The organism is Paenibacillus rhizophilus, from assembly GCF_003854965.1.
GTDB classification, from domain to species: domain Bacteria; phylum Bacillota; class Bacilli; order Paenibacillales; family Paenibacillaceae; genus Paenibacillus_AQ; species Paenibacillus_AQ rhizophilus.
Genome location: NZ_RQPI01000027.1, coordinates 1 through 24,030 on the forward strand (window position 1 = coordinate 1; position 24,030 = coordinate 24,030).

At 44.3% G+C, this 24,030-nt stretch carries 18 protein-coding genes, 2 pseudogenes and 1 riboswitch; of the genes and pseudogenes, 10 read left to right on the forward strand and 10 right to left on the reverse strand.

The window, feature by feature from the left end:
- Nucleotides 1-286: 286 nt before the first annotated feature.
- Nucleotides 287-478, reverse strand: coding sequence for a hypothetical protein (locus tag EH198_RS23725; RefSeq protein ID WP_124697955.1), 192 nt, complete (start codon nt 476-478; stop codon nt 287-289).
- Nucleotides 479-906: 428 nt separating this feature from the next.
- The gene (locus EH198_RS23730) at nt 907-1,497 is read right to left on the reverse strand and encodes an isochorismatase family protein (RefSeq protein ID WP_124697956.1); all 591 of its coding nucleotides are present in this window, start codon (nt 1,495-1,497) and stop codon (nt 907-909) included.
- A 141-nt stretch (nt 1,498-1,638) separates the two neighbouring features.
- Here EH198_RS23730 and EH198_RS23735 point away from each other — a divergent pair, with 141 nt between their 5' ends.
- Nucleotides 1,639-2,538, forward strand: a complete 900-nt coding sequence (locus EH198_RS23735; RefSeq protein ID WP_185703037.1) for a TetR/AcrR family transcriptional regulator — start codon at nt 1,639-1,641, stop codon at nt 2,536-2,538.
- 168 nt (nt 2,539-2,706) lie between these two features.
- Here EH198_RS23735 and EH198_RS23740 read toward each other — a convergent pair whose 3' ends face one another.
- Nucleotides 2,707-2,979 (reverse strand): hypothetical protein, encoded by a 273-nt coding sequence (locus tag EH198_RS23740; protein ID WP_124697958.1) that lies wholly within the window; start codon nt 2,977-2,979, stop codon nt 2,707-2,709.
- A gap of 111 nt (nt 2,980-3,090) precedes the next feature.
- Between EH198_RS23740 and EH198_RS23745 the strand changes: the two genes are divergently transcribed.
- The 3 genes from EH198_RS23745 to EH198_RS23755 all read left to right on the forward strand — a co-directional run bounded on the left by EH198_RS23745 (nt 3,091) and on the right by EH198_RS23755 (nt 6,696).
- Entirely contained in the window at nt 3,091-4,143 is a 1,053-nt protein-coding gene (locus tag EH198_RS23745; protein ID WP_124697959.1) for an alpha/beta fold hydrolase, read from the forward strand.
- A 61-nt stretch (nt 4,144-4,204) separates the two neighbouring features.
- Nucleotides 4,205-4,795 (forward strand): TetR/AcrR family transcriptional regulator, encoded by a 591-nt coding sequence (locus EH198_RS23750; RefSeq protein WP_124697960.1) that lies wholly within the window; start codon nt 4,205-4,207, stop codon nt 4,793-4,795.
- Nucleotides 4,796-5,114: 319 nt separating this feature from the next.
- Nucleotides 5,115-5,195, forward strand: a riboswitch (glycine riboswitch).
- A 136-nt stretch (nt 5,196-5,331) separates the two neighbouring features.
- Complete coding sequence (locus EH198_RS23755) at nt 5,332-6,696, forward strand: amino acid permease (protein WP_124697961.1); 1,365 nt, start codon at nt 5,332-5,334, stop codon at nt 6,694-6,696.
- Nucleotides 6,697-6,784: 88 nt separating this feature from the next.
- On the opposite strand, the gene EH198_RS23760 is transcribed toward EH198_RS23755, so the two are convergent.
- Together EH198_RS23760 and EH198_RS23765 are read right to left on the reverse strand one after the other, a co-directional pair.
- Nucleotides 6,785-7,063, reverse strand: a complete 279-nt coding sequence (locus EH198_RS23760) for a hypothetical protein (RefSeq protein WP_124697962.1) — start codon at nt 7,061-7,063, stop codon at nt 6,785-6,787.
- Nucleotides 7,064-7,081: 18 nt separating this feature from the next.
- Nucleotides 7,082-8,362, reverse strand: a complete 1,281-nt coding sequence (locus tag EH198_RS23765) for an ArsB/NhaD family transporter (protein ID WP_124697963.1) — start codon at nt 8,360-8,362, stop codon at nt 7,082-7,084.
- A gap of 495 nt (nt 8,363-8,857) precedes the next feature.
- On the opposite strand from EH198_RS23765, the gene helD reads away from it, so the two are divergent.
- The gene (gene helD, locus EH198_RS23770) at nt 8,858-11,275 is read left to right on the forward strand and encodes an RNA polymerase recycling motor HelD (protein ID WP_124697964.1); all 2,418 of its coding nucleotides are present in this window, start codon (nt 8,858-8,860) and stop codon (nt 11,273-11,275) included.
- 42 nt (nt 11,276-11,317) lie between these two features.
- On the opposite strand, the gene EH198_RS23775 is transcribed toward helD, so the two are convergent.
- The 3 genes from EH198_RS23775 to EH198_RS23785 form a co-directional block, all read right to left on the reverse strand.
- Entirely contained in the window at nt 11,318-11,932 is a 615-nt protein-coding gene (locus EH198_RS23775; RefSeq protein WP_124697965.1) for a TetR/AcrR family transcriptional regulator, read from the reverse strand.
- A 114-nt stretch (nt 11,933-12,046) separates the two neighbouring features.
- Nucleotides 12,047-12,868: an SDR family oxidoreductase gene (locus EH198_RS23780; protein ID WP_124697966.1), complete on the reverse strand. Its 822-nt coding sequence runs from the start codon at nt 12,866-12,868 to the stop codon at nt 12,047-12,049.
- 260 nt (nt 12,869-13,128) lie between these two features.
- The gene (locus EH198_RS23785; RefSeq protein ID WP_124697967.1) at nt 13,129-14,244 is read right to left on the reverse strand and encodes an ATP-binding protein; all 1,116 of its coding nucleotides are present in this window, start codon (nt 14,242-14,244) and stop codon (nt 13,129-13,131) included.
- Between the two features lie 255 nt (nt 14,245-14,499).
- On the opposite strand from EH198_RS23785, the gene EH198_RS23790 reads away from it, so the two are divergent.
- The 3 genes from EH198_RS23790 to EH198_RS23800 all read left to right on the forward strand — a co-directional run bounded on the left by EH198_RS23790 (nt 14,500) and on the right by EH198_RS23800 (nt 21,301).
- Entirely contained in the window at nt 14,500-15,291 is a 792-nt protein-coding gene (locus EH198_RS23790) for a DUF2785 domain-containing protein (RefSeq protein WP_185703038.1), read from the forward strand.
- 340 nt (nt 15,292-15,631) lie between these two features.
- Nucleotides 15,632-17,845 carry an NACHT domain-containing protein gene (locus EH198_RS23795; RefSeq protein WP_124697969.1) on the forward strand — a complete coding sequence of 738 codons (2,214 nt, stop codon included), beginning with the start codon at nt 15,632-15,634 and terminating at the stop codon, nt 17,843-17,845.
- Between the two features lie 579 nt (nt 17,846-18,424).
- Nucleotides 18,425-21,301 (forward strand): S-layer homology domain-containing protein, encoded by a 2,877-nt coding sequence (locus EH198_RS23800; RefSeq protein WP_124697970.1) that lies wholly within the window; start codon nt 18,425-18,427, stop codon nt 21,299-21,301.
- Nucleotides 21,302-21,510: 209 nt separating this feature from the next.
- Here the strand turns inward: EH198_RS23800 and EH198_RS23805 are convergent, their stop codons facing one another.
- Complete coding sequence (locus EH198_RS23805; protein ID WP_246014515.1) at nt 21,511-22,050, reverse strand: GyrI-like domain-containing protein; 540 nt, start codon at nt 22,048-22,050, stop codon at nt 21,511-21,513.
- 49 nt (nt 22,051-22,099) lie between these two features.
- Here EH198_RS23805 and EH198_RS23810 point away from each other — a divergent pair, with 49 nt between their 5' ends.
- A complete protein-coding gene (locus EH198_RS23810; protein ID WP_221621565.1) occupies nt 22,100-22,723 on the forward strand; it encodes an AraC family transcriptional regulator in 624 nt (207 codons plus the stop codon).
- Between the two features lie 138 nt (nt 22,724-22,861).
- Here the strand turns inward: EH198_RS23810 and EH198_RS23815 are convergent.
- Nucleotides 22,862-23,265, reverse strand: a pseudogene (locus EH198_RS23815) (flavin reductase family protein); the annotation flags it as partial.
- Between EH198_RS23815 and EH198_RS23820 the strand changes: the two are divergent.
- Nucleotides 23,265-23,800, forward strand: a pseudogene (locus EH198_RS23820) (ArsR/SmtB family transcription factor); the annotation flags it as partial. The pseudogenes EH198_RS23815 and EH198_RS23820 sit on opposite strands and share 1 nt — an antisense overlap.
- Nucleotides 23,801-24,030: the final 230 nt, after the last annotated feature.

Genomic DNA, 24,030 nt, shown 5'->3' on the forward strand with positions numbered 1-24,030 from the left:
ATGGATCTTTCTTCTTTCAAAATCTCCAGCACGATCCGTGCTTTTTCTTCCGGTGTAAACGTTCTTCTCGGTGTTGGCACAACTAAGGATCTCCTTTTTTGCTGTCTAGTTTCTATGTAGCATTATATTGATTGACCATCGAATCTTTAAGGTTGCCAAGAGATCAGTATTTAAAAAATTTGTTAAGCATTCTATCTACTCAAAAATAGAGGAGTATATATCAATAAAAATAGAATCAAAAGGTACCGTCAGAAGTCAAATGACGGTACCTTTTGATTCCTTAACCCTAGCCTTTAGAAATATTGTGTAACTTTTCTTTCCATTCAATTAATTCGTGTACTATCTCGTTAAAGTCCTTGTTGAAGGGGTAGCCTTCCGATAACCTGTCTGAATAGTCAGGTTCAATAAGCCCCCATTCCTTAGATAGTTCCGCCCACGAATGAATTACTTCGTTTAATGCCTTTAAAAATGGATCCATAAGATTCCCTCCAGTATTATCTCATTATACCAGTTGCCCTTCCAGATTACATGCCGTATGTTGTTGATAAGGAAACATTTGCGCCTACGATTAGCGCTAGCACAGCGATGGAAATTTTAATGATAAAGTCATAGCGCCTTAGGTGTGGCATAGTGGTGTATGTGGAGGAAATTTCGCCCTATAACTGTTACGGTGAACCCTACCATAAATAACGGCGAAATATAACGATAGTTACAAAATAATCAGCTGCATACGCGGCTCAGCCTGAACCCGCCGAGGTCGCAGACAATGATTTGTCGTCTACTTCATTCGTTGCCCCTGCCCCTCGGGCAGAGAAGTTCTACCCCGGCTGCCCGTACGAAACCGCAGGGGGTCGCCTTTCGATTATTTTTCCCTAAGGATGACTGGCTCTGATTCCGATAGCTTCTTTAATCAGAAGTCGAAGAGTGAAGGGAGGCACAGGTTAGAATGTCCGCCGTCGTGCGAATTCTGCCAAGCCGCGGGAAGATCACTGAACGCACATGCTCATGCTCCGCCTCACTGAAGCCGGTCATGGCGTCTATCGCAAAAATCACCTGATACCCGTGGGCGAAGGCTTCTCGCGCTGTGGTATCCACACCAATACCTGAAGCAATGCCGCAAAGGACGATCGTCGTAATGCCACGCCGGCGCAACTGCTGATCCAGGTCCGTCGCATGGAAGGCACCCCATTGGCGCTTTGTAATCACGTGGTCGGTGTTCGTGACACCGATCTCTGGCACAATTTCATCCCAGCCGGGTGGCAGGTTCATTGCAGGAGGAGCCTGATCCAGCAAAGGACGCGGCATATCCTTGAAGTCCTTGCTGGATACGCGCACGAGCCCCACAAATGCACCTGCGTCTCGGAACGCCTTCACCATGGAGGCAGCACGGCTGACGACTTGCTCAGCTGAATGAGGGGCATAGCCGGTTCCAAGCCATTTCTGCAAATCAATTACGATTAAGGCTGTCTGAGGAAAATGAAATAATAATTCTTCCATGAATCATCACACTCCGTGAACAAAATCGAGTTTGACCCTCGCCATGACTCTTTGTATAAAATTATGAACTATTGGTCACTTGACTCTATGTTTATTATTTTGTACCCTTGGTCACAAGGTGTCAAGAGAGGATTTGTGATGATGAGTGTAACGAAACAGGAGATTATTCGTTCAGCTTTCCAGTTGTTTAAGAAAAAAGGGTTTCTTGCAACTTCGATTCAAGAGATCGCCGAGGACTGTTCCATTGCCAAGGGCTCGGTGTACAAATACTTTCCCTCGAAGGAGGACCTATTCTGCCAAGTATTCGATGAGTGCCAGATGGCGTATTTTGACCAGGCAGAGCATCTGAAGAAAACAGAGACGGGGACTCCCAAGGAAGGGCTCGTCAAGCAGATTGTGTTCCGCTATCAGTATTTTATCGAATTCAATCGTATTTTGGTTGAGTTTACGGAGCTCCCTATTACACAGGATGCTACCTTCCGTCCGCTTCGGAATCATGTTCGAGGCCGCATGATGGAGTGGCACAAGGCTTGGCTGCTAGAAGTTTATGGTCCGCAAATTGAGCCGTTTCTGTGGGATCTGGTATTTATATACCGTGCCATTCTTAAGGATTATCTGCTGCGCATCCTTTATGAGGTGAAGCCGCTGTCGATTGAAGATACGGCTTGGTTTATCGTCGATAAGTTGGATGCGCTCGCCGCACATATGACAAGGGCAGGCTCGAAGGCACTGCTCGGGCAAAGTTCTTACGACGCTTTCATCCACATGGGCTCGGACGACTGGCGGAGGGAAAGAGAGCAGGCTATTGAGGAGCTGCTTGGCAGAGTGACGGCTGCACTGGAGGTCTGGCCGAACGGGAGCGCTCGGCGGAAGGAGCTACAAGAGGTTATTCATCTGTTAGGCGCTGAGATTGCCCAGCCGCAGCTAAAGCGGCCGCTCATTCAGGCGCTGTGCGCCTTTTTGGAACAGGAGCAGGAGCTTAAGAGCTTGGTCATCCAGTTAAAGCAGATTGTCCTATCTGAACGGGATGGATCCAAATAAGTGACGAAGGAGCAGCCGCGGCATGCTCCTTTCGTCACTTTCGCCGTTATGACCGTTACAGTGAACCGTACATAAGTAACGGCAAGTTTATTGGGGAGGAACTCGCAGAATCCTTCAAAAGCTCGTTGTTCGGGATGAGTTTGGGATGGGCCACACTCGGCGGAAAAATCATCGTAAACGGGCTTCTGCATGCTTTTTGGAGTCACAGAACGATACAGTACCTGGAGAGGGATTTTTCTTGCGGAAAGCAAAAGCCCCCTCCGCCGCTTTGGCGAAAGGGGCCAGTTCAAAAAAAAGCTTCTGGACAGTCGGGTCAAGCGCAAGTTCGATCCCCTCGACCTTGCGCTCGTCTTTGACGTGGATCTGCTTGACAACGATCTGGATGAGCGACCAACGGCGCTCATGAGCGCGAACGTTCGCTCGTCGATAAACGGGAAGCATAGTACTGCTAATTCTCGCGATTGACAATAAGCGGAGAATGATATACTTTAAATGAGTGAGCTACTCACTCATCATTCAATTCATCATTCGTTCCGAAAGGAGATGCAAAAGATGAGTAAAAAGAACATCCTGCCGGATTTATTACTGCGAACACGTAATCGGCGTAAAAACACAAGGCTGCTTCAGATTCATACGCCGAATCGTATCGTTGAAAGCCGTTACGTTAAAATCGGCGATATCGGCCAATGGGTAACCATACGGGGAGAGGATTACCATAATCCCGTTCTATTGTTCATCCATGGCGGACCAGCTTCCCCGTACTCCATTTTCAGCCCGTTATTGCGTTCGTGGGAGAAACATTTCACAATCGTTCAATGGGATCAGCGAGGCGCTGGCAAAACGTTCACTAGGAACGGAAAAGACGGAAGCGGTACGATCACCTTCGACCGCCTTGCTCAGGACGGCATCGAGTTGGCGGAATATCTGTGCAACAAACTCCGGCATCAGAAAGTGATTCTCATCGGCAGTTCAGTAGGGAGTCTGATTGGAATTGTGATGGCTAAACAGCGTCCCGACCTGTTTTATGCTTATGTCGGTACAGATCAAAATGCTCCGGATCCTCAGCATCAAACGTACAAAGTGACGCTCGACGCTTTCCGCAATGCAGGCAATGCGAAGGGAGTTCATTTGGTCGAGAAAATGGGGCCGGATCCCACGCGATGGAGCCGCAAAGATTTCGAACTGAGGAATCAGTATCTGGTTAAAGTGATCAACGATGTGCCAAATATGATTATGGACCTCATTCTGCCGTCTATGCTCTCTTCCCCTGAACACAAGTTCAGTGATCTCATCAATATTTTCAAAGGGATGAATTACACCCTTGGCCACCTGTTTGACGAGTTAGTGGCTTTTGACTTCGACAAGGTTGGACTATGCTTTAAATTGCCTTTCTTTATTATGCATGGAGATCAAGATATCATAACGCCAACTGAAACGGCAAAAGCATACTTCGACAAGATTGAAGCTCCTTTCAAAGAATATGTTCGGATTCGGAATGCCGGCCATCTTGCTTGTTTTTCCCGGCCGGAGCAATTCTTAGAGGAACTTATGAAGCGGGTACGTCCTCTAGCGGTCGGAACAGAGAACGAATTGCAGATGGGATAAATTTAGAGATTTCGTGGTACTATGAGGATAATTCCTTGATAAGATTGGAGATTGAGGCTCATTGTCCCCATTAAATAAACACCAGCTTAATCTGATCCGCGACGAGCGCAGAGAACAGATTAAGCAAGCGGCGCTTAAACTATTTGCCCGGCGCGGATACTCGGGAACGAAAACGAGTATGATCGCTGCGGAAGCCGGTATCAGCGAAGGCCTTATTTTCCGGTATTTCAAATCCAAAGAAGAGCTATTCACCACGCTCGTTCAGGAGTTAATGGAAGAAGCGAAGAAGGAAACCGAGAACCTTCAATATTTGTCCGGCTCTCCCTTTGAACAAATCAAGACTTTAACCCAAGGCATGCTAGACGAGAGCAGTAAATATGCATTTATGTTCATTCTAAGGGCACGCAAGACGGGTGAAATTCCAGAGGAGGCGGCACGGATTCTAGAAGAACATTCAGTGGATGTTGTACTCGACAGGCTGATTCCAATCTTTGTTCAAGGGCAGCATGCTGGAGAATTCTCCTCGGGAGATCCACGGAAGCTGTTGGCCTGGTACTTTTACATCATCAATTGTCTTATTTTGGAAGAGGTTGAGAAGGAAGAGTACGGGTTACCGGATGTGGACTTCTTAATGCGTTTTTTGACAAAGTAACTTTATGCACACGGGAGTTTCAAGTTTTTAATACCTCAATTCTAACGGGAAACCTTAGTTCAATACTTCAAATGAAAGGATCATCCCGCAATGGATGGCCCAATAACTTGCCGTTATAGACAGCGCGGTGAACCCTACCACAAGTAACCTCATTTTTAACAGGGACTAGCCTTAAACCCAAGGGTTAGGGAAGTTGTTGTGACTTTCATCACAGATAAAATACTTACATCGCAAGTAATATGTTAAAATATCAGAAGGCATTACCGCTTCACTAACTGAATAATTAGCAAGCTATGATTGCTATGGGCACACTATAGCAGGAGCAGCTTCTGGAGAGACCGCGGAAATTCCGCGGCGCCGAAGGGTTCACAATCTCAGGCAAAAGGACAGAAGAGTACTGAATATTTATTTGTTATGCTGATCGTTGTCAGCAGGATAAGTATGATTCGATATTCTTATGAACCGGGAGATTGGAGGACATCCAATCTCTTTTTTTATTGGCACCAAGGTATTGCATTCATAAGGGGGAACTAGGTATGGCACAACCAGAATTAAAGAGAGAGCTAGCAAATCGGCATGTTCAACTTATCGCAATCGGCGGCACCATTGGTACGGGATTGTTCTTGGGATCAGGTAAAGCGATTCAACAGGCAGGCCCATCCATCATGCTTACGTACATCATCGTGGGGATCGCCGTGTTTTTCGTGATGAGAGCACTTGGAGAACTCCTGTTGTCTAAAGCAGGTTATCAATCGTTTACAGATATTGCGGAAGACTATCTTGGATCTCGGGCCGCGTTTATAACCGGTTGGACTTATTGGTTTTGCTGGATCATGACGGCTATGGCTGATGTGATTGCGGTTGGCGTATATGTACAATATTGGTTCGATATCCCGCAATGGGTACCTGCAATCTTTTGCTTAATTATTTTATTAGGACTCAATCTGTTAACGGTAAAAAATTTCGGAGAGCTGGAATTCTGGTTTGCTTTAATCAAAGTGATCACGATTCTTGCATTGATTGGCATTGGGGTCATTTTGCTGATCATGGGATTTAAGACGGATGCAGGATCGGTGACGATACGAAACCTTTGGGAACACGGGGGAGTTTTTCCTAACGGCATTTCAGGCTTTTTATTTTCCTTTCAAATGGTTGTATTTGCCTATGTCGGTGTGGAATTAGTGGGGGTATCGGCAGCGGAAACGGCGAATCCGGAAAAAAACATCCCATCGGCTATTAATAAAATTCCTCTACGGATCTTATTTTTCTACGTTGGCGCGCTGTTCGTCCTGCTCTGCATTAACCCATGGACGGAGCTCAGTCCGGCTGAAAGTCCTTTTGTAAAAACCTTTACTTTAGTAGGGATTCCGGTTGCCGCGGGGATTATTAATTTTGTCGTATTAACTTCAGCCGCTTCCGCTTGCAACAGCGGGATGTTCTCGACAAGCCGGATTCTCTATAATTTAAGCAAAAAAAACCAGGCGTCCTCTCATTTTGCCAAACTGAATAAGAATCATGTACCAGGGAATTCGCTATTCATTTCAACGCTTGTCATATCGGTTGGCGCTCTTTTGAGTAAACTCATTCCGGAGCAGGCTTTTGGAATCGTGACAACTATAAGTGCCATTTGTTTTATTTGGGTTTGGGGCGTCGTTCTCGTATGCCATATCAAGTATAAGAAGACCCGGCCGGAATTACAGGCAAAATCAAAATTCAAGGCACCCTTTACGCCATTTGTTAATTATGTTGTCTTAGCGTTGTTTGCCGCAATTCTCATCATTATGCTGTTCGCTAGCGAAACACGTCCGGCTTTATTGTTCACCCCTTTATGGTTTGTTCTATTATTTATGTTGTATCCCAATAGAAGCAAAAGGGAAAAAAGCAGCAAAATATCGGCATAATCCATACATGAGGTTTGTCTGCAACCGTATTATGGGTTCGATGAAGGAGTGGCCTACGACCACTCCTTTCATTTTTAACATGGGATTCTTATTTCCACTCCACACGAAGCAGCAACCGGTGTTTCATCAGCGCAAGAATAAAATCATTGTAAAAATCTTGTCTGACAATGATGTGATATTTATGATTCGGATAAACGTAAAACAAAACATCCGTTAGAACCGCATTCTCTTCAAATTCGTGTTGAATGTCTTTGAGTTTAGCATCCAGCTTATTGTCACCAAGGAGTTCAATCTGAAATTCAATATCCGCTTCGTTTGCCTTTTCCTGAATCGAGATGATCCGCTGATCATAAGTATAAGTTAACATGGGTTACACTCGCCTTTCCTACATCAAATAGCGCAAATAAATATAGATACTTGAAAGGACAATGGAAAGAATCATGAGCGGAAATCCATATTTCAGATATTTTACAAAGGTAATGGGGTACCCTTCTTTTCCCGCCAGTCCCGCAACGATCAAGTTGGCGCTTGCGCCGATGAGTGTACCGTTTCCGCCTAAACATGCTCCCAAAGCAAGACTCCACCACAACGGCTCCAGGTTGCTCACGCCCATAGTTCCCATATCCTGAATCAATGGAATCATGGTTGCAACAAAAGGAATATTGTCAAGAAATGCGGAGGTAATCGCGCTTAACCAGAGAATAAGCATAGAGGTGGTTAACAAGTCCCCTCCCGTCAACTCAATCGCTTTTTCAGCTAATTTTGTAATGACTCCTGTCTCAACCAGACCGGCGACGAGAACAAACAATCCGATAAAGAAGAAGATCGTGATCCATTCGACGCTGTGGAACGCTTTTTCCAGCATAGGCTCTCCGGTTAACAGAAGAAGCAGAAACGCCCCGCTAAGGGCAACGGTCGCTGATTCCAAGTGCAGGGTCTGGTGAAGAAAAAAGCCAACGATCGTAAGGCCAAGTACGAAGAGACACTTGTTCAACAGCTTTTGATCGGTGATCATCGCCTTTTCATCCATTTCCATGATGCTTTGCTGGAATTCAGGCTTCGACTGGATTTGCTTCCCGAAGATCATAATGAACAAGGGGATGTAAGCCAGCACAATAATAATAATAATAGGCGTCAAGTTATTGATAAATGCCATAAACGTCAATTCTTTAACTGCGCTCCCGATCATGATATTAGGCGGGTCACCAATTAATGTAGCGGTTCCGCCAACATTCGATGCCATAATCTGTGTGATGAGAAAAGGTATTGGATTTATACGAAGCTGCCTTGTGATACTAAAGGTAACCGGAACCATAAGGAGAACTGTCGTTACATTGTCCAAAAAGGCTGACGCTACCGCGGTGATCAGCATTAACGCAATCATAATCCGGGTTGGCTTCCCTTTTGCCGATTTGGCCGCTTTTAAAGCCACGTATTTAAAAAGCCCTGTCTCAGCCGTAATCCCGACGATAATCATCATCCCAACAAGCAGTCCCAACGTGTTGAAATCGATATGTTCCAGAGCGGTTTCTTGATTAACGATACCCAGTACAACCATTACGATAGCGCCAAGCATCGCTAGGATCGTCCGGTGTATTTTCTCCGAGATAATCAATGCATAAATGATTAAAAAGATCCCAATGGCCCAAATTGCCTGATGTTCCATACTATCCTCCGTTTTTTATTTTTATTTTTTCCAGCAATCATCTCTATATGTAAAATAAAAGGAGCCCTTGGTGACAGGCTCCTTTACTAAAATCTATCAATAAATATACCATATTTTTTTCAAAACTAAAGGTTCCTTTCAACAAATGGCGATTTTGGCTCCATACTATGGGATTCATCAGCAGATAAGCAGGCAGGTAGATCGCAAGTATTGACCGACTAATGTTCGATACATACTAATTTTAAAGGTGCTTTCCGACAAGCGGCGCAAGAGTTAAATCAAAAAACCCCCGGCAATCCCGCCGGGGGTTCAACTATGCATAAATAAAGTTTGCGCACAAAGAAGCACTATGCTATGATTGAAGAACTACTGATTATATTTTAATAATTTTCACAATTAACCCATCTTATTTACACTTTAATCTTACCACGTGACATTACGGTTTGTCAAACTTTCTTTTTCTTCAAATTTAAATGAAGGAGTGCATGCAGGAAGATGATAAGCGCGGAGGATTGGAAGCAAGAGCAGGAGCGGCTGGATCTGGTTTCGGAGAAGCTGCAAGCGAGAATTGCCGAACTGGAGCCGGAAGTGTCTGGTCTGCGCGATCAGGCGGTGGACATCCGCAAACGATTTTGGGAGGAAGTTACGGTCAATACCAGCACCAACGAAGATTTTGAAGAGACCTTTTACAGTATCAGGCAGCAAGAAGCGTTATTGTCCGAACGGGAGCGAAGCCACCGGCAACGCGTGCAGCAGTGGAAAAGCATGAAGCGGCTGCTGTCATCTCCCTACTTTGGGCGCATCGATTTCCACGAGGATGGCTTGAACTCTACCGAGCAAGTCTACATCGGCGTGTCATCCTTCGTTGATTCAGACGGCATGAGTTTCCTGGTTTATGACTGGCGTACTCCGATCGCGAGCATGTATTACGATTATTCCCCGGGAGCAGCCGGATATGACACGCCGGGTGGAACCATCTCCGGAACGATGAAGCTGAAACGGCAGTATCAGATCCGCGAGGGGGAGCTGCAGAATGTGTTCGACACGAGCTTAACGATCGGCGATAAATTGCTGCAGCAGGTGCTCGGTAAGGGTGCGGACAATCAGATGAAGAGCATCGTCGCGACGATCCAGAAGGAGCAGAATGCCATTATCCGCGATGACAAAAGCCGGATGCTCATCGTGCAGGGGGCGGCCGGCAGCGGGAAAACCTCGGCGGCGCTGCAGCGGGTGGCGTACCTGCTGTATAAGCACCGCGAGCGGCTCAAGGCGGACCAAATCGTTCTTTTTTCGCCTAATCCGATGTTTAACAGCTATGTATCTACCGTTCTTCCCGAGCTCGGTGAAGAAAACATGCAGCAGACGACCTTCCAGGAATATCTGGACCACTGGCTTGGCGGGACGTTCCGTGTAGATGACCCTTTTGACCAGATTGAATATGTGCTGACAGAAGCATCAAGCCAAGGGTATGAGGCCCGGATGAAAGGGATGGAGTACAAGGCATCCGCAGACTTTTTGCAAGCTCTCCAGAATTATGCGCAGTGGCTGGAGCAGCAGGGCATGCGCTTCACAAGCATCCGCTTTCGGGACCGTGATTTGATCACAACTGAGCAAATGCAATCCGTATTTTACAGCTATGATCCTTCCATTCGCATGATCAACCGCATCGCTATGCTGCAGGAGTGGCTGCTGCGTGAGTTGACCCTGCTGGAAAGCAAGGAACGTGAGGCGCTCTGGGTGCAGGAGGAGCTCGATTATCTGGGCAAGGATCAGTACGCCGAAGCGTATCATGCACTGCACAAGGAGAGGGGCGTGTTTGACTTTGCCGAGCAGTATGAAGAGGTCCGCGAAAGGCTGAACAGCAAGCGCAGACCGGACGAGGGCGATTTTGACTATGCTGAGCGGGAGGAAGAGCTGCTGCGCCGGATGATCGTGAAGGAGCAGTTTAAACCGCTAAGGCGAAGCGTAAAACGGATGTTGTTCATAGATATGGCCCAGCTGTACAGCCAGCTGTTTCAAGATGAAGATGCTTTTAAGAAGATGACCAATGGAGCCGAAATGCCCTCGCTTTGGCCGGAAATCTGTGAGCAGACCAAGGAGAAGCTTGGCCGGTTCGAGCTTTTTTATGAAGATGCGACACCGTACCTGTATTTAAAAGAGCTCATCGAGGGCGTTCGGATGAACACGGAGATCCGGCATGTATTCGTCGACGAGGGTCAGGATTATTCGATGTTTCAATATGAGTTCCTCAAAAAAATGTTCCCCCGTGCCCGCATGACGGTGCTTGGTGATTTCGGTCAGGCCATCTTTGCTCAGGCAACAGAGCTGTACGGTGAAGATTCGCCGCTCATCCGGCTTTATGGCGAATCTGAAACGCGCTTGTTCCGCCTAGTTCGCAGTTACCGGTCAACCCGCGAGATTGTGGAATTCACGAAGTCTCTGCTGCCAAGCGCCAAGGAAATCGTACCCTTTGAACGAAGCGGCAGGAAACCGCTCCTCTCTAAGGCGGGCGACGGCGAGAAGCGGGCAGCGCGAATAGCTGAGCATCTCGCGGCGCTTCAGGCGGAAGGCTTCGTCTCCATCGGCGTCATTACGAAGACAGCGGCCGAAAGCAAAGAGGCTTATGATCTCTTGACGGCTCAGGGATGCCAGGGGCTGAAGCTTGTGACGAAGAGCACGCCCACCTTCGAGAAGGGAACATTGATAATCCCCGTGTATCTCGCCAAGGGCGTTGAATTCGACGCCGTTCTAATCTATGACGCATCTTCGCAGACGTATCATCGGGAGAGCGAGCGTAAGCTATTTTATACCGCATGCACGCGTGCCATGCATCGGCTTCTGCTGTACGCAGCAGGAGAGTGGACCCCATTCATTCAGGCATTGGATGAGTCCTTGTATGAGGTGGAGCAATAATAAACAACGAAGGAGCTGCCGAGGCATGCTCCTTTCGCATTTTTAGCCGATTGTTCCGTTAAGCTGAACTGTATCATCCGCGAGTTGCACAGCCTTCCAACAGGAACGGATTACTTCATGCACGCTGTCGCTGGTTAATTCGAAGATTCCTTGCAGATGGGCTTTCAAAATATAAACTAATGTCCCGTAATGCATCTGTACCATCAGCTTCGGATTCATGGGGATAAACAACTTCTGCTGAATGGCTTCTTCATACAACTTGTCCATAGGCCCGCACCAGCCATCTGTATAGACTGCCTGCTTCACCTCGTCATAAATGTAAGGCGAGAACGAATACTGCTCAATAAATTGAAAGCCCTGTGGATATTTTTCACCCAATTCGACAACCCGATTCCAACCTAATTCGAACTTTTCACGAATCGTTCTGCCCTGCAATAAACCCTCGCGAACATACTCTCCGTTGAATGTGACAATTGCTTTGTACAACTCGTTTACAATATCTTCCTTACTTTGAAAGTAATGATAAATGTTCCCAGTCGATACGCCAGATTCCTTGGCTATTAGCGCCATTGAGGTAGCCTGTAATTCCTTCCGAATAATAATGTTAAGAGTCGTTTCGAGGACGGCCCGCTGCACTTTGTTGTATTTTTCAAACATCCAGATCTTCCTTTCCCACCATAAATCGAACGTTCATTCTAATTTAGAATATACTTAATACGTTCTTCAGTCAATACAGCCTCAGGGTAGCAGCGGGAGAAGGTTGTCATATCGTTACATATAATTTTTAGCGATGGTCTCCAAATAATCCTCAATCGGCACAGAGTTTCTAAGAGTCATCAGGTCGTTGCCTGCTGCGCCGATAACGGTACGGAACTTCTTGCTTTCCCCCGTTGCCAGAGCGACAATGGCATCCACGATAATTTGAGGGTCATCCAGACTGCTGCCGGTATCGGCGGTATTCATTAAACTTTGCACTTTCGCCATCAAATCATCGTAATCTCTAATGCTCTCATCCCTGTTCCAAGTGATACTTTCCTTAAAATTATTTCCTGTAGAGCCGCCCTGCTCAATCAATCTAAGCTCGATATTGAACGGCTTCAGTTCGTAATAGAGACCTTCCGTCAATCCTTCCAAAGCGAACTTGGACATGTTGTAGAGCGACCCAAGCGGCACCGCTGTCGTGATCCCCATGAAGGAGCTGATATTGATAAACATGCCCCCTCCATTGGCTCTGTAATGTGGCAAAAATTTACGAATAACATTGATCGGTCCCCGCGCGTTAACGGCGAACTGCCAATCGATCGCGTCCTCATTGGCTAGCTCCAACGGGCCGTAAGTGCCCATACCGGCATTATTGACGACGACGTCAATCTTGCCGAATGCGGCTATGGCTTGTTCCACGGCCATTTGAACTTGCTCCACTTTGGTGACATCCAGTTTAAAAATTTTAATATTGTCGTAAGCCGTAAGTTCGGTTTCCTTCTCGGGTGTACGCATGGTGGCCGCGACGTTCCAGCCCAATTGAGCAAATCGAATCGCCGTTAATTTACCCAATCCTGAACTGGTCCCCGTAATAAAGACTGTTTTGCTCATTCTAAAACCTCCAATATATAAATTGAACATTCATTCTATGCCGAACAAAAGATTAGATCGAATGTTCATTCTAATTCTATTATGCAGGAATCCGTTTGTCAAATGATCCCGTAAGCCATTTCTGGAAATCAACGAATGCCCCGTTCTTTCGATCGATAAAGAATCATTCTGCACAAACAACGAAGGAGCTGCCGAGGCATGCTCCTTTCGCATTTTTAGCCGATAGTTCCGTTAAGCTGTGCTGCAAACGTTTAGTTTCATTAAAGATGAATGGTCAGGTCGGGATAAATTGCTGAAATTTCTGGGACATGTTTTGCTATAACATTCTTGTCAAAGGCGGATTTAAAAATCTCCGGATCGGGTAGAAAAGTAACGCTTGTTCCCGTTTCTTTGGTTATACCTACGGTCAACAAACCCGTTTGAGGAATTCCATGTTTATAGTCTTGCCTGAAGACTTTTCCTTCTCGGCGAACTTCGATTGAAAGTTTTTGAGAAAGAGCATTAACGACCGCAATGTTAATCCCTTTTTCTCCCCCCGGAGCAACAAAAGAGTCGCTGGTGCTATAATGGCTCAGTTCAGTGAGAACGGCTTGCACGCGTGACTTTTCTGTGTTCGGAAGGACTTGAACAGGGATTCCTCGCCCGTTGTCGGATACTGTGACGCTACCATCGCCTTGAAGGAAAATGCCTGCTTCGCTGCAGAATCCGGCCCGATGTTCCAGAATGGAATTCTCCAACACTGCCCAGAGGAGATAGTGAGGGTCGTAACCATCCTGGGCGTTACCCAAATAGGCACTAGCGTTGTTTCTGGTTTCAGCTAGTTCCATATAGTCGCTTGTATCAAGCAAGTCGGAAGTCGCGGCTAGCAACAAAAGGAGTGGGAGTACTCTGTGCGAGGGAAGCGAGTACATTCCACCCCGTTCTTCCTGGACAAGGAGGTCAGCTCCAAGCAACGCTTTAATGTGATGGTAGAGTTGCCCGGTTGTCCCCATATTCAAACGTTCGACAATTTCCGAACCCGAAAGGGGCTCTTTCAATACCGATCTAAGAATGTCCAAGCGCTGCTTGTGACCGAGCGCCGCTAAAATTTTGGCGACTTTCTCGCCGTCCAGGTCCAGCAATTGACTGACAAGTCTTTCTTGGGGTTCCCATCTGTACCGCCATTTCTCCCCGCTGTATTGCCCTGAGTAAAAGATCCCGCCAAAATCCAATTCATCGTTGATCGTTTCGACTGACACGGTATTTTTGTCAAATGTCCGGGTCCGCGAAACTCTGGGAGAGCTATCGTTTGCGATTTGGTTTACAAGCTGTTCAAGATCACCCAATTGCTTCTTTAAAATATCCAATTCTGCGCCGAAGTCTCTAGGTTCGGTCAAACGGATCACCCTTTCAATTAATTACTTAAATACGTAGTTACGTAATTACATATATATAATAACATGCAATAGACCTTTTGTAAATAATACCCAAATGAAATGAAGGTCCTGAATTCACTGGGACTGAGGCCTATATTTTTTGTATAGTCATTTAATGGTAAAATCATCGAAGTGGGGGAACTGCCGAAAGAGGTTCTGGATGAAGATGGCAATCAATGAGAAACGAACATGGGAATAGAAGGGGGCAACGACAGAATGGAAGAGGAACAACAGGATGTATGGACGCTCGTTCAGCAGAAGGTGATCTTGCTCGGGTCTCCGGACTCCGAAATTCGGGAGGAAGCGTACTCCGCTCTGTTCAATTGGCTGCTGGAGGAGAACGCACTCGGGAAGTCCCAAATGGAAGAACTGCTTCAGCAATCCGTTTCAGATAGCGGATTATTTTACGGGATCGGGGAGAAGGAGACGGACAGCGTCTTTAAGCGCACGTTTACTTCCCTTTTGATCGCCCTGTTGCTTACCTGCGATAATCGGAAGCCGTACTTAACTAGAGAAAGCTATGACCTCGCTCTGAAGGCACTGATTCGCTATTGCCATTTAGAAGACGATTTTCGCGGATACGTGGAGGTCAAGGGATGGGCGCATGCCGCTGCGCATGTTGCAGATGCGTTGGATGAATGTGCGATGAGCCGCTATGCGGGAGCGAAGGAATGTACCGAAATCTGGACGGGAGTGCAGGCCTTGCTCGAAAGACCCGCTGAGGTGTATCAGAGAGAGGAGGACGAACGGCTCGCTACGGCGATCGTCTCTATGATTCAGAGTCAAAAGGTTTCCTTTGCCACGATTTGCGAATGGTTGGGGCAGATGGAGCCAGCGCGAACGAAGAGTGTGGAAAGCTACACTCTCAATACAAACCGTAAGCACTTCCTTCGCTGCCTGTATACAAGGCTCTATGATCAGAGGGAAAAGTTCGAAGAAACGGGAATGGGACTGAATCGGCTGTTGGAACTGGAGAAGCGGTTCAATCGGTTTCGTTTACAGGCATAGATTTTATGGTTTTTTGTTCCAAGTTTAAGATTGATATGCTACTAGTTTAGTTAGATGTACATATAGTAGACTTCAAAAATCTGAAGAGTACTTAAAGAGGGCGAAGAATTTCGCCCTATAAGTGGTACGGAGAACCGTATCATAAGTAGGGCGAAAATTGAAAATAATTATTTGATGTTTGTGTAACGCTAGGACTATTAGGAAAATATACCCACTTGTTGTAATATGGGAGTATACGTAGAAAAGTAGCGAGGCTCTGCAAGAAGAAGTATTTGCTTTTTCAAGTAATGGATTATGATTTTGAACAAACAGAAATAGTTATTAGAAAAGAGGTAATTGCTTGAATTGGCAGATGACAGAAGATCGTGTTCGAAAATTGGCTTCTTTTTTGTGGAGTAGTAATGCTGAACCGGAACATATTGCTGGTGTTAATATTGATTGTGTTATTAAGATTCGCAGTGACTATTGGATACTTATTGAGATTACTCAAAATGAGACGTTAGGAAAATTAAGAGATGATCTGGCTAAATTTTCTTCAGTAAAGCCGTATTTATTTTCTCAAGGTATTTATGCAGAATGTTATTTTATTTGCGAGGAGGAACCGGCTCCATCATTAAAAGAAACAGGAGATAGCTCCAAGGTAGAAGTCCTATCGATTAATTCATTTTCAAAGAAATTTTTAAATTACGATTCCTATTACTATACAAGATCTCAGAAAAAGTTTGGAAGCGCAGTCGATAGGAAATCTGGGAACAACGATGAAAGGAAATACATCTCTATTAAGTATAAGCTATATAAAAATGGAAGGGAATTTTCTATAGATGAAATTGTAGCAATGTTAAAACAAAATAAAAGAATTATTTTGATGGGAAACTACGGGACAGGAAAAAGTCGTTGTATTAAAGAAATTTTTGTGAAACTAAATGAGAAGGACATTACTGAAATAAGATACCCACTTGCAATTAATTTACGAGATAATTGGGGAGTAAAAAGAGGACAGGAAATAATTAGAAGACATTTTGATGATCTAGGACTATCCATGTACTCAGAAAATGTAATAAAAATATTCGAGGGAGAAAGTATAATTTTCCTTCTGGATGGGTTTGATGAGATCGGCGCTCAATCTTGGAGTGATAATGTAAATAAACTAAAGGAAATTAGGGCAGAATCATTAAAGGGAGTTAAGGATTTGATCCGAAATACAAAGGGAGGATTAATTATTACTGGTAGGGAACATTATTTTAATACCAGTGAAGAAATGTTTACTTGTTTAGGGCTAAATCCAAAAGACACTATAATAATTGAATGTCCCGATGAGTTCACAGAATTGGAAATGAAAGAATATTTAGATAGTATTGTTGATAACATTAACGTTCCAACATGGATGCCAAAACGCGCGTTAATATGTCAAATTATTAGTGAATTTGATAGTGATTACCTGAAGAGATTACTTAACGAACCACTCGGAATGATAGAATTTTGGCGTACACTTATTGATGCAATTTGTGAGAGAGAGAGCAATATTAATGTTTCTTTGGATGCTATTACTATAAAGAAAGTCCTTATTGAAATAGCGCGTATGACAAGAAATAAGATCCAAGATGTCGGTCCCATTACAATAAATGAAATGAATAAGGCGTTTGAAAATGTTGTAGGTACTCCGCCAGTTGATGAGTCGGCTACGATGTTACAAAGATTACCTGCTCTTGGTAGAGTGGGTTCAGAAAGCCATGACAGACAATTTATTGATAAATACATACTTGATGGTTTAAGGGCTGAGGACATTGTTGAAAATGTAACACAACAAAGTGAAAAATTAAGTGATCTATCTTGGTCAAATCCATTAAGTGACTTTGGATTGTCGTTTGTAGCAAATGACATATTAGGTGACAGTGGTATTAACCGGTATAAAACATTCATAAGGAAAGCAGCTAACTGGAAGAACGGCATACTTGTCGGTGATGTAATGGCCTCAATTCTTTTAAGTGAACAAAATAGCATGGATTTTAAGTATCTATCTGTAGATGATTCACACATATCGGTTGTTGATTTATCAGATAAGCTTATCTCAAATTTAAGTATTAATAGTTCAATCATAGATAAGTTGGATATTACCAATTGCAATGTAGAGAATGTTACTATTAAAAATTGTATTATAAAAAATTTAATAGGTGTATCATCAGAAAAGGGTCTTCCTGAATGGATAACAGGTTGTGAGATAGAGTCATACGAAACAATTCATAATGTTACTAGAATTAAAAATGCTAATTTATCTGTAGAACAAAGAGTTTTTATTACTATAATAAAGAAAATATATTTCCAGCCTGGAGCTGGACGAATGGAAGAAGCCCTGTTAAGAGGACTTGGATCATCAGCTGACAAAAAGGCAGCCAATAAAATAATTAATATGTTACTAAAAGAAAATATAATTGAAATGTTTAAGGGAAACGAAGGAAATGTTTATACGCCAGTGCGAAAACACACGCGGAGAATGGATGCAATAATTAACTCGTTAACCTTAAGTGAAGATTATTTATGGAAACAGTTAAACTAATGTAAATCTACTAAAGGGGGCCCCACTCGGGGCGCCCTTTAATTCGCCTTATAATTGATATGGTGAACCGTATCACAAGTGACATAAAATCCTAAGGATTTTTCGCTTGGCGAGGAGGAAGTAAGTCGCCTGCGAGCATTATACTACTGCACAGCGTAAGGGGTCTTATGTTTGGTATTCACTCGATCATTGTTTGAAATCCAAACGAATCATACCCGCCGTGGTGCTAACCGAGCAGATGTTGCAGTGGCCTGGGTACCTGTAAGAATAGATGGGGGTAGAGCCCGGATGCCTTTTTACAAATAGAGTGTAGTTCGGTTTAATTTTCTTATTGCCATTTTACTACTTCGATGACCTGACTACCAGTCGGCGTTTGAATAAGCTGTTTCTCTATGTCAAGCTCATTTGTTCAAAAATGGGTAATAAGTTCTGTGAATAAATACGGATAATGATTGTATACTCCCCAGTTCCTATTGTAAAATCAAGGGAGTTGTCCGACTTTGGTCTTAAATCCCATCCTTGGGGCCTATTAGGAAGACGACACTCATTGAAAGTCTTAGATTAGAAGGGGAGAAGACAATGCTATTCCATGCAGTGCGTCGTAAAGTCAGTCTGATGATGGTGTTTGCCCTGCTATTAAGTACCCTTATGCCACGTATGGCATTTGGTGAGGCTACGCAGTTCAAAGACATCGCTGATTCTTATGCGCAAAAGGAGATTCAATCATTAGTAGAAGCAGGTATAATCTCTGGGTATGAAGATAATACGTTCAAACCGAATAAGGCCATGACACGCGCCGAACTGGCGAAAATCATTGTCCTAGCCCTCGGTCTGAAAGAAAATGGTGATAAAGCGGCACCGTTCAAAGACGTTGATCCCAACAGTTGGTACCGCGGTTACGTAAGTGCGTTGGTAGAGACCGGTATCACGGAAGGAACATCGGCTACTACTTTCAGCCCTAATTCGAATGTCACTCGCGAAGAGTTGGTCGTATTTTTCATTCGAGCTTTCAAATTGGAAGATACGGCGAAGAAGCTTCCGGTGGACACCAAGCTGTCGGATATATCGGAGGTATCGGAATGGGCAAAAGCGCAGGTATCCTTGGCCTTCAAGAATGGCTTTATCAACGGGGTTGAAGGCAGTGACGGGACGCTGAAATTCAAGCCGAAAGACCACGCGGAGCGGCAGGCTCTGGCTCGTCTAGCTTATGAATTCAAAACCAATAAGTCGGTGTATGTCGACAAATCCAAGGAGCTTCTTGCTGAAGAGGCTAACAAGGGACAAACTCCCGTGGGAACCCCGGCTGCAACCCAGGTGACAACCGACCGTGGGACTTCTCCGGCAACTCCAGCACCGGCAACTCCAGCACCGGCAACTCCAGCACCGGCAACTCCAGTACCGGCAACTCCAGCACCGGCAACTCCAACACCGGCAACTCCAACTCCAGCACCGACAGCTCCAGCACCGGTAAATGGTCTCCAAGTTGTGGTGAAAGGGGAGAGCACCGATTCCATTTATGCGGATGAACCAACAGAAGTCATATTCCGTGTAGCGCTCAATGAGGCCGAAACGGTAAATGCGAGTGTCTATAAAGTTGATGACACCGGCAAAGTGATTTCCGAAATCACATCGCTGTATGATGATGGTTTGGGAGCTCATGGAGACAGTCTCCAAGCAGACGGGATCTACAGTGGAAAAGCTACATTGACTGAAAGTACGGAAGGCTACATAAATCTGCAGGCTTATACGGGAGATGCCCCAAGCAGCACAGTCTTTAAATTATCTGTAGTGAAGCATCTTACGGATGAGCAGCTTGCACAAACGGAAATCATTGAAAATAATACGCAGGATAAGCTTGATCAACTGGTCACTGAATACGGCGATTTGCAAAAAGCGAAGGAAGAAACTGTGGCTTGGCTGCAAGCGCAAGCCGAAGTACAGTATGCGGGTATTTCCGGTGCGGGTGGAAGTATATGGTATTTATTGGACACCGGGATTTTAGGGGGGATTTCAGCAGCTCCTGAGAATACGAAGGGGTTAAGCAGTACCGGAGAAGCTGCTCCCAGTGATGCATTGAAAACGAATACGCTAACGCAAAGTGTGGAACAAACCGTCTCATCAATAGGAAGCAAGCGGGTTGCTGTGATTTCTCCGTTCGCCAGCGAGCTTACGTCATCGACTGTTTATGACGCTGTGTATGATAAGTTCAATCAGTCGGATTACCCTTTCCTTGTGGAAAGAGTAAAAGATACCGCAGCTGATGTTAACTTCTTTAAAGGACTGAATAACTATGGAGTCGTGGTTTTAGATACCCACGGAGATACTTTCTATGATGAAAATGTGCTCCAGATGCTCCATAATACGTACGGCATTGATTTCAAGTATGCTGGGCCGCAAGTAATGTTCCTGACAGGGGAAAAGGCAACGGTAGAGAGTAAGAAAGCGTATGAGTTAGACTTGAAAAAGGGAAGACTGGCTATTATCTCCGGTTATTATGCTATTACACCTTCATTTATTACACGCTATAACGATATGCTGCCGGATACAATCGTATTTAATGGAAGCTGCCGAAGCTTGTACAACAATTCCATGGCAGATGCTTTCATTAACAATGGCGCTGCCACTTATTATGGATACACCGATTATGTAAAACTCGCTTATGATCAAGCGATTATTCAATCTGTGTTCACAGCTTTGGTCGATGAGAACAAGACGACTGAAGAAGCATTCAATTCAGCAGTGGCTGCCAATGGCGCAAACGATGGTTTGGCTACTTTCGCTATGAAGGGAAGCAGCATTGACGCTAAGACAAAGGGTCTGATCAACGGAACATTTGAAACCGGGAATTGGATCGGCTGGAATGGAAACGGGGATGTCCGGGTTATTTCCAAGCTGGGACCGCTCAAGCCGACAGAGGGTAACTACATGGCCATTATCAGCACCGGCCTTGGATTTGAAAACAACGATTACGCAGGCTTCGACTACAATTCGGATAGTTATATCGAGCAAAATTTCATTATTCCAGCAGGAGTAACAACGCTTTCGTTCGATTACAATTTCATTTCTGAGGAGCCGAAAGAATACGTTGGAACCAAATTTAACGACACATTTAAAACAACGGTAACTTCCAGTGTATACATCAATACAGCTTCAGTCGTTACCTCTCATGTTAATGGGGGGGATACTGTAACATCCAGTGTCTACGGCAACGAGTCCGTCACCATAGGAACCGAATCGATTAATGGCTCCACGGTATACTGGATTGATGAGAACAAAGTAGCGATTGATTTCTACGGTGGCGACAAAACGACATACATGACCAATTGGAAGCACGTACAATTCGACGTAAGTCAATTTGCCGGAAAGGCTTCGATTGTCCTTCGCTTCCACGTTTGGGATCAGGGAGACAGTGCCTTCGATACGGCGGTACTGATCGATAATGTTATATTAAAATAATAAAATGGTTCGGATAAGACACTTACCCGGAAGGGACTAAACAAGGAACGGTTGGATCAGGGGAACCTGAACCAACCGTTTTTATGCTTCAAGCATTACAAAGAAAATGAATCATTCTATGAGTCAATAACTTGAAGCTATGAAGAGCAAAAAAGGACTGTAATCCCCATATTATGGGGGAAACAGCCCTTTCTCTATTATATTCCTGCTTAAATCTTCTTTATAACGGGCACGTAAATATCCATAACTGTATCCGGACGGAAATGACAACGTTCATCATAGAATTCAAAATCCAATTTAGTCTCATCATACTCATACCCACTATCCTTGAACCATTCCTCAAAGACATACTTCCATGTTTTACTAATAGCGTTGGGGAAATCCTCCTGATTGGCTTTCCCGTTTTTTCCTCCGATTGTCATATCCACAGGAGGAGTAGTAAATACGGCGTAGGTAGCTTCAGGTACTTCAAGAGTAATCATGTCTGGAGTTGGTTTTTCAAAATCTTCAACGATGACTCCGAGTAAATAAACCAAGCTTTCGCTTTCTCTAGACTCCGGTACACAGATCCCGACTTCACCATGCATCGGAGGATTAAGTTGGTCATACATTTTACATTCCCAACCGTTAATATCGTAATTGTTCCAAAAAGCAGCGATATCTTTAGTAAAACTTCCATCTGCAATATTGGTTTTTATTCCGTAACCGGCAACTTTAAATGACGGTTTTGAGATAATTGTAGGAACCATACAGCAGCCTCCTAATTTTAAAGAGTTTCTTTCTCCGGTAATATAACTGTTGACCCCAGCCATCCTGTTGCAAAGAACAGAAATACTGCTTTTTGAACAACAATTAGACCGGGTCTTGAAACTCTTTCAAAAGAAAAACACAGATTGTTTCTCTAGTCTTGATGAGATCCTTACGGAGATGGAGGATTTATTAATGAGCAATTTAGAAGAAAACAATATAATCAAAATAGTTACCCTTCCTCCTATGAGGGTAGCCTATAATATTGCTGTAGGTGCTGCTCCAGAAGATGAGGCAATGGCGCCGGTGCTGGATTGGATTAAGTCATCCAATTTACTGGGTACGGCACGTTTTTTTGGTGGTAATGTGGTGCCGCTGCCAAGTCATCTCGGCACCCCTTATGGATATGGTATGTGTGCTGCAATTCCAGATGGAGTGGATGTTCCATCACATTTAAAAGAAATGGTGATGCCCGGTGGGCTATACGCTATGTTTGAAAGCAGTGATGACATCGGTGATTCATGGAAAACGTTAATGCGTTACTTGTCAAAGCATAGTAAGTACAAATCTGACCGTTCAAGACTATGCCTAGAAGAACATATTCGTAATGACAATCCGGACGGTAGTGGAAGCAAATATTATCTGAATTTATTCGAACCTGTGAAAGTAAAATAATTCTAGGACAACACCGTAGCATCCAAAAGGAATCGTTTGGCTTAAAGGAAAAGGTCATCCGAATTGGATGGCCTTAAAACTTGCCGTTGAAGTTAACGCGGAGGGGATGAGCCAGACGTTTGTGCCGTACTTGATTATTTAAATTTCAGATCGAAAGGTTTTACCGAGCTGATTAACTAGACCGAAATAATGACGAAAATTATATATAAGCGGACTCCATTTTTGGGGATCGATATGATTTTAATGATAATTTCTTTGTGAGCATGTACATGCACAGCTTGTGTCTCAATAATTGCAAAGTCAGGGGAATGATCAGGAATTCGAATGTTTTTTACTCTTGCCTCAATTTGTAGTGGGCATTCCATAATTCGTGTAGGTTTTACCGTCTTAGACTCAATGGGAGTTAATCCACTAATAGCATATTTGTCTTTTTGATATGCACATCCATATTTTTTCTTATTTTCAGGAACGGGATTTTTCCCTGTGTAAGGGGCTAGTTGTTCAACATTCTCCCAAAGGGAAGGACTGGGAATATTAATTAATATTAACTGTCTTACTAGACGGGAGGTTTCATGCAGCAAGTGAGTTAGCATATATGGTAAAAATCCAGCCTCAAATGGCAAGTTTCCATTTAGCAAAATTGGTCAATGCTAACGTAGTCGCCGTTGAGAAGCAAGGGAGACATCGATACTATGGGATTCAAAAGTCTTTAAAACAATCTTCGGAAGATAAAGCGCTGCGTTACGCAAAAACGTGTTATGATCATCTCGCCGGGAGTTTAGGGGTGCAATTAACAAATACATTGCTTAGAACGGGTATTCTGCGTGAAGAAAAGGAAGGGTTTACTGTTACTGAAAATGGAAAGAAGTTCTTTACAAGCTTTCAAATTGACTTTGAAAATGTTAAGAACAAACGCCGCTCATTTTCACACAAATGTCTGGATTGGAGTGAAAGACGCCACCACCTTGCTGGAGCATTAGGAAATGCCCTTAAACACGAGCGATAAAAATTACTTCTGAGGGTAAAATAGGCTTTAAAGAAGTATTTTCATTGGATATTGAGGACAAACAAAGTTAAATAGACTCTCAGACATAAAGGTAAATTAGCTGTGATGGGTGCGAAAAACTTGCCGTTACAGATAGCGCGGTGAACCCCACCATAATTAACAGCAAAAATCCCCCAATCAGCGACGTGATCAAAGCATCTACTGGCATAATTTAGTCAACACTGTTTCAGTAAAAAATTAGATAAATATTAAAATCTAATAACAATAATGATACACTTAGATCAGGTCAATAATTGATCCA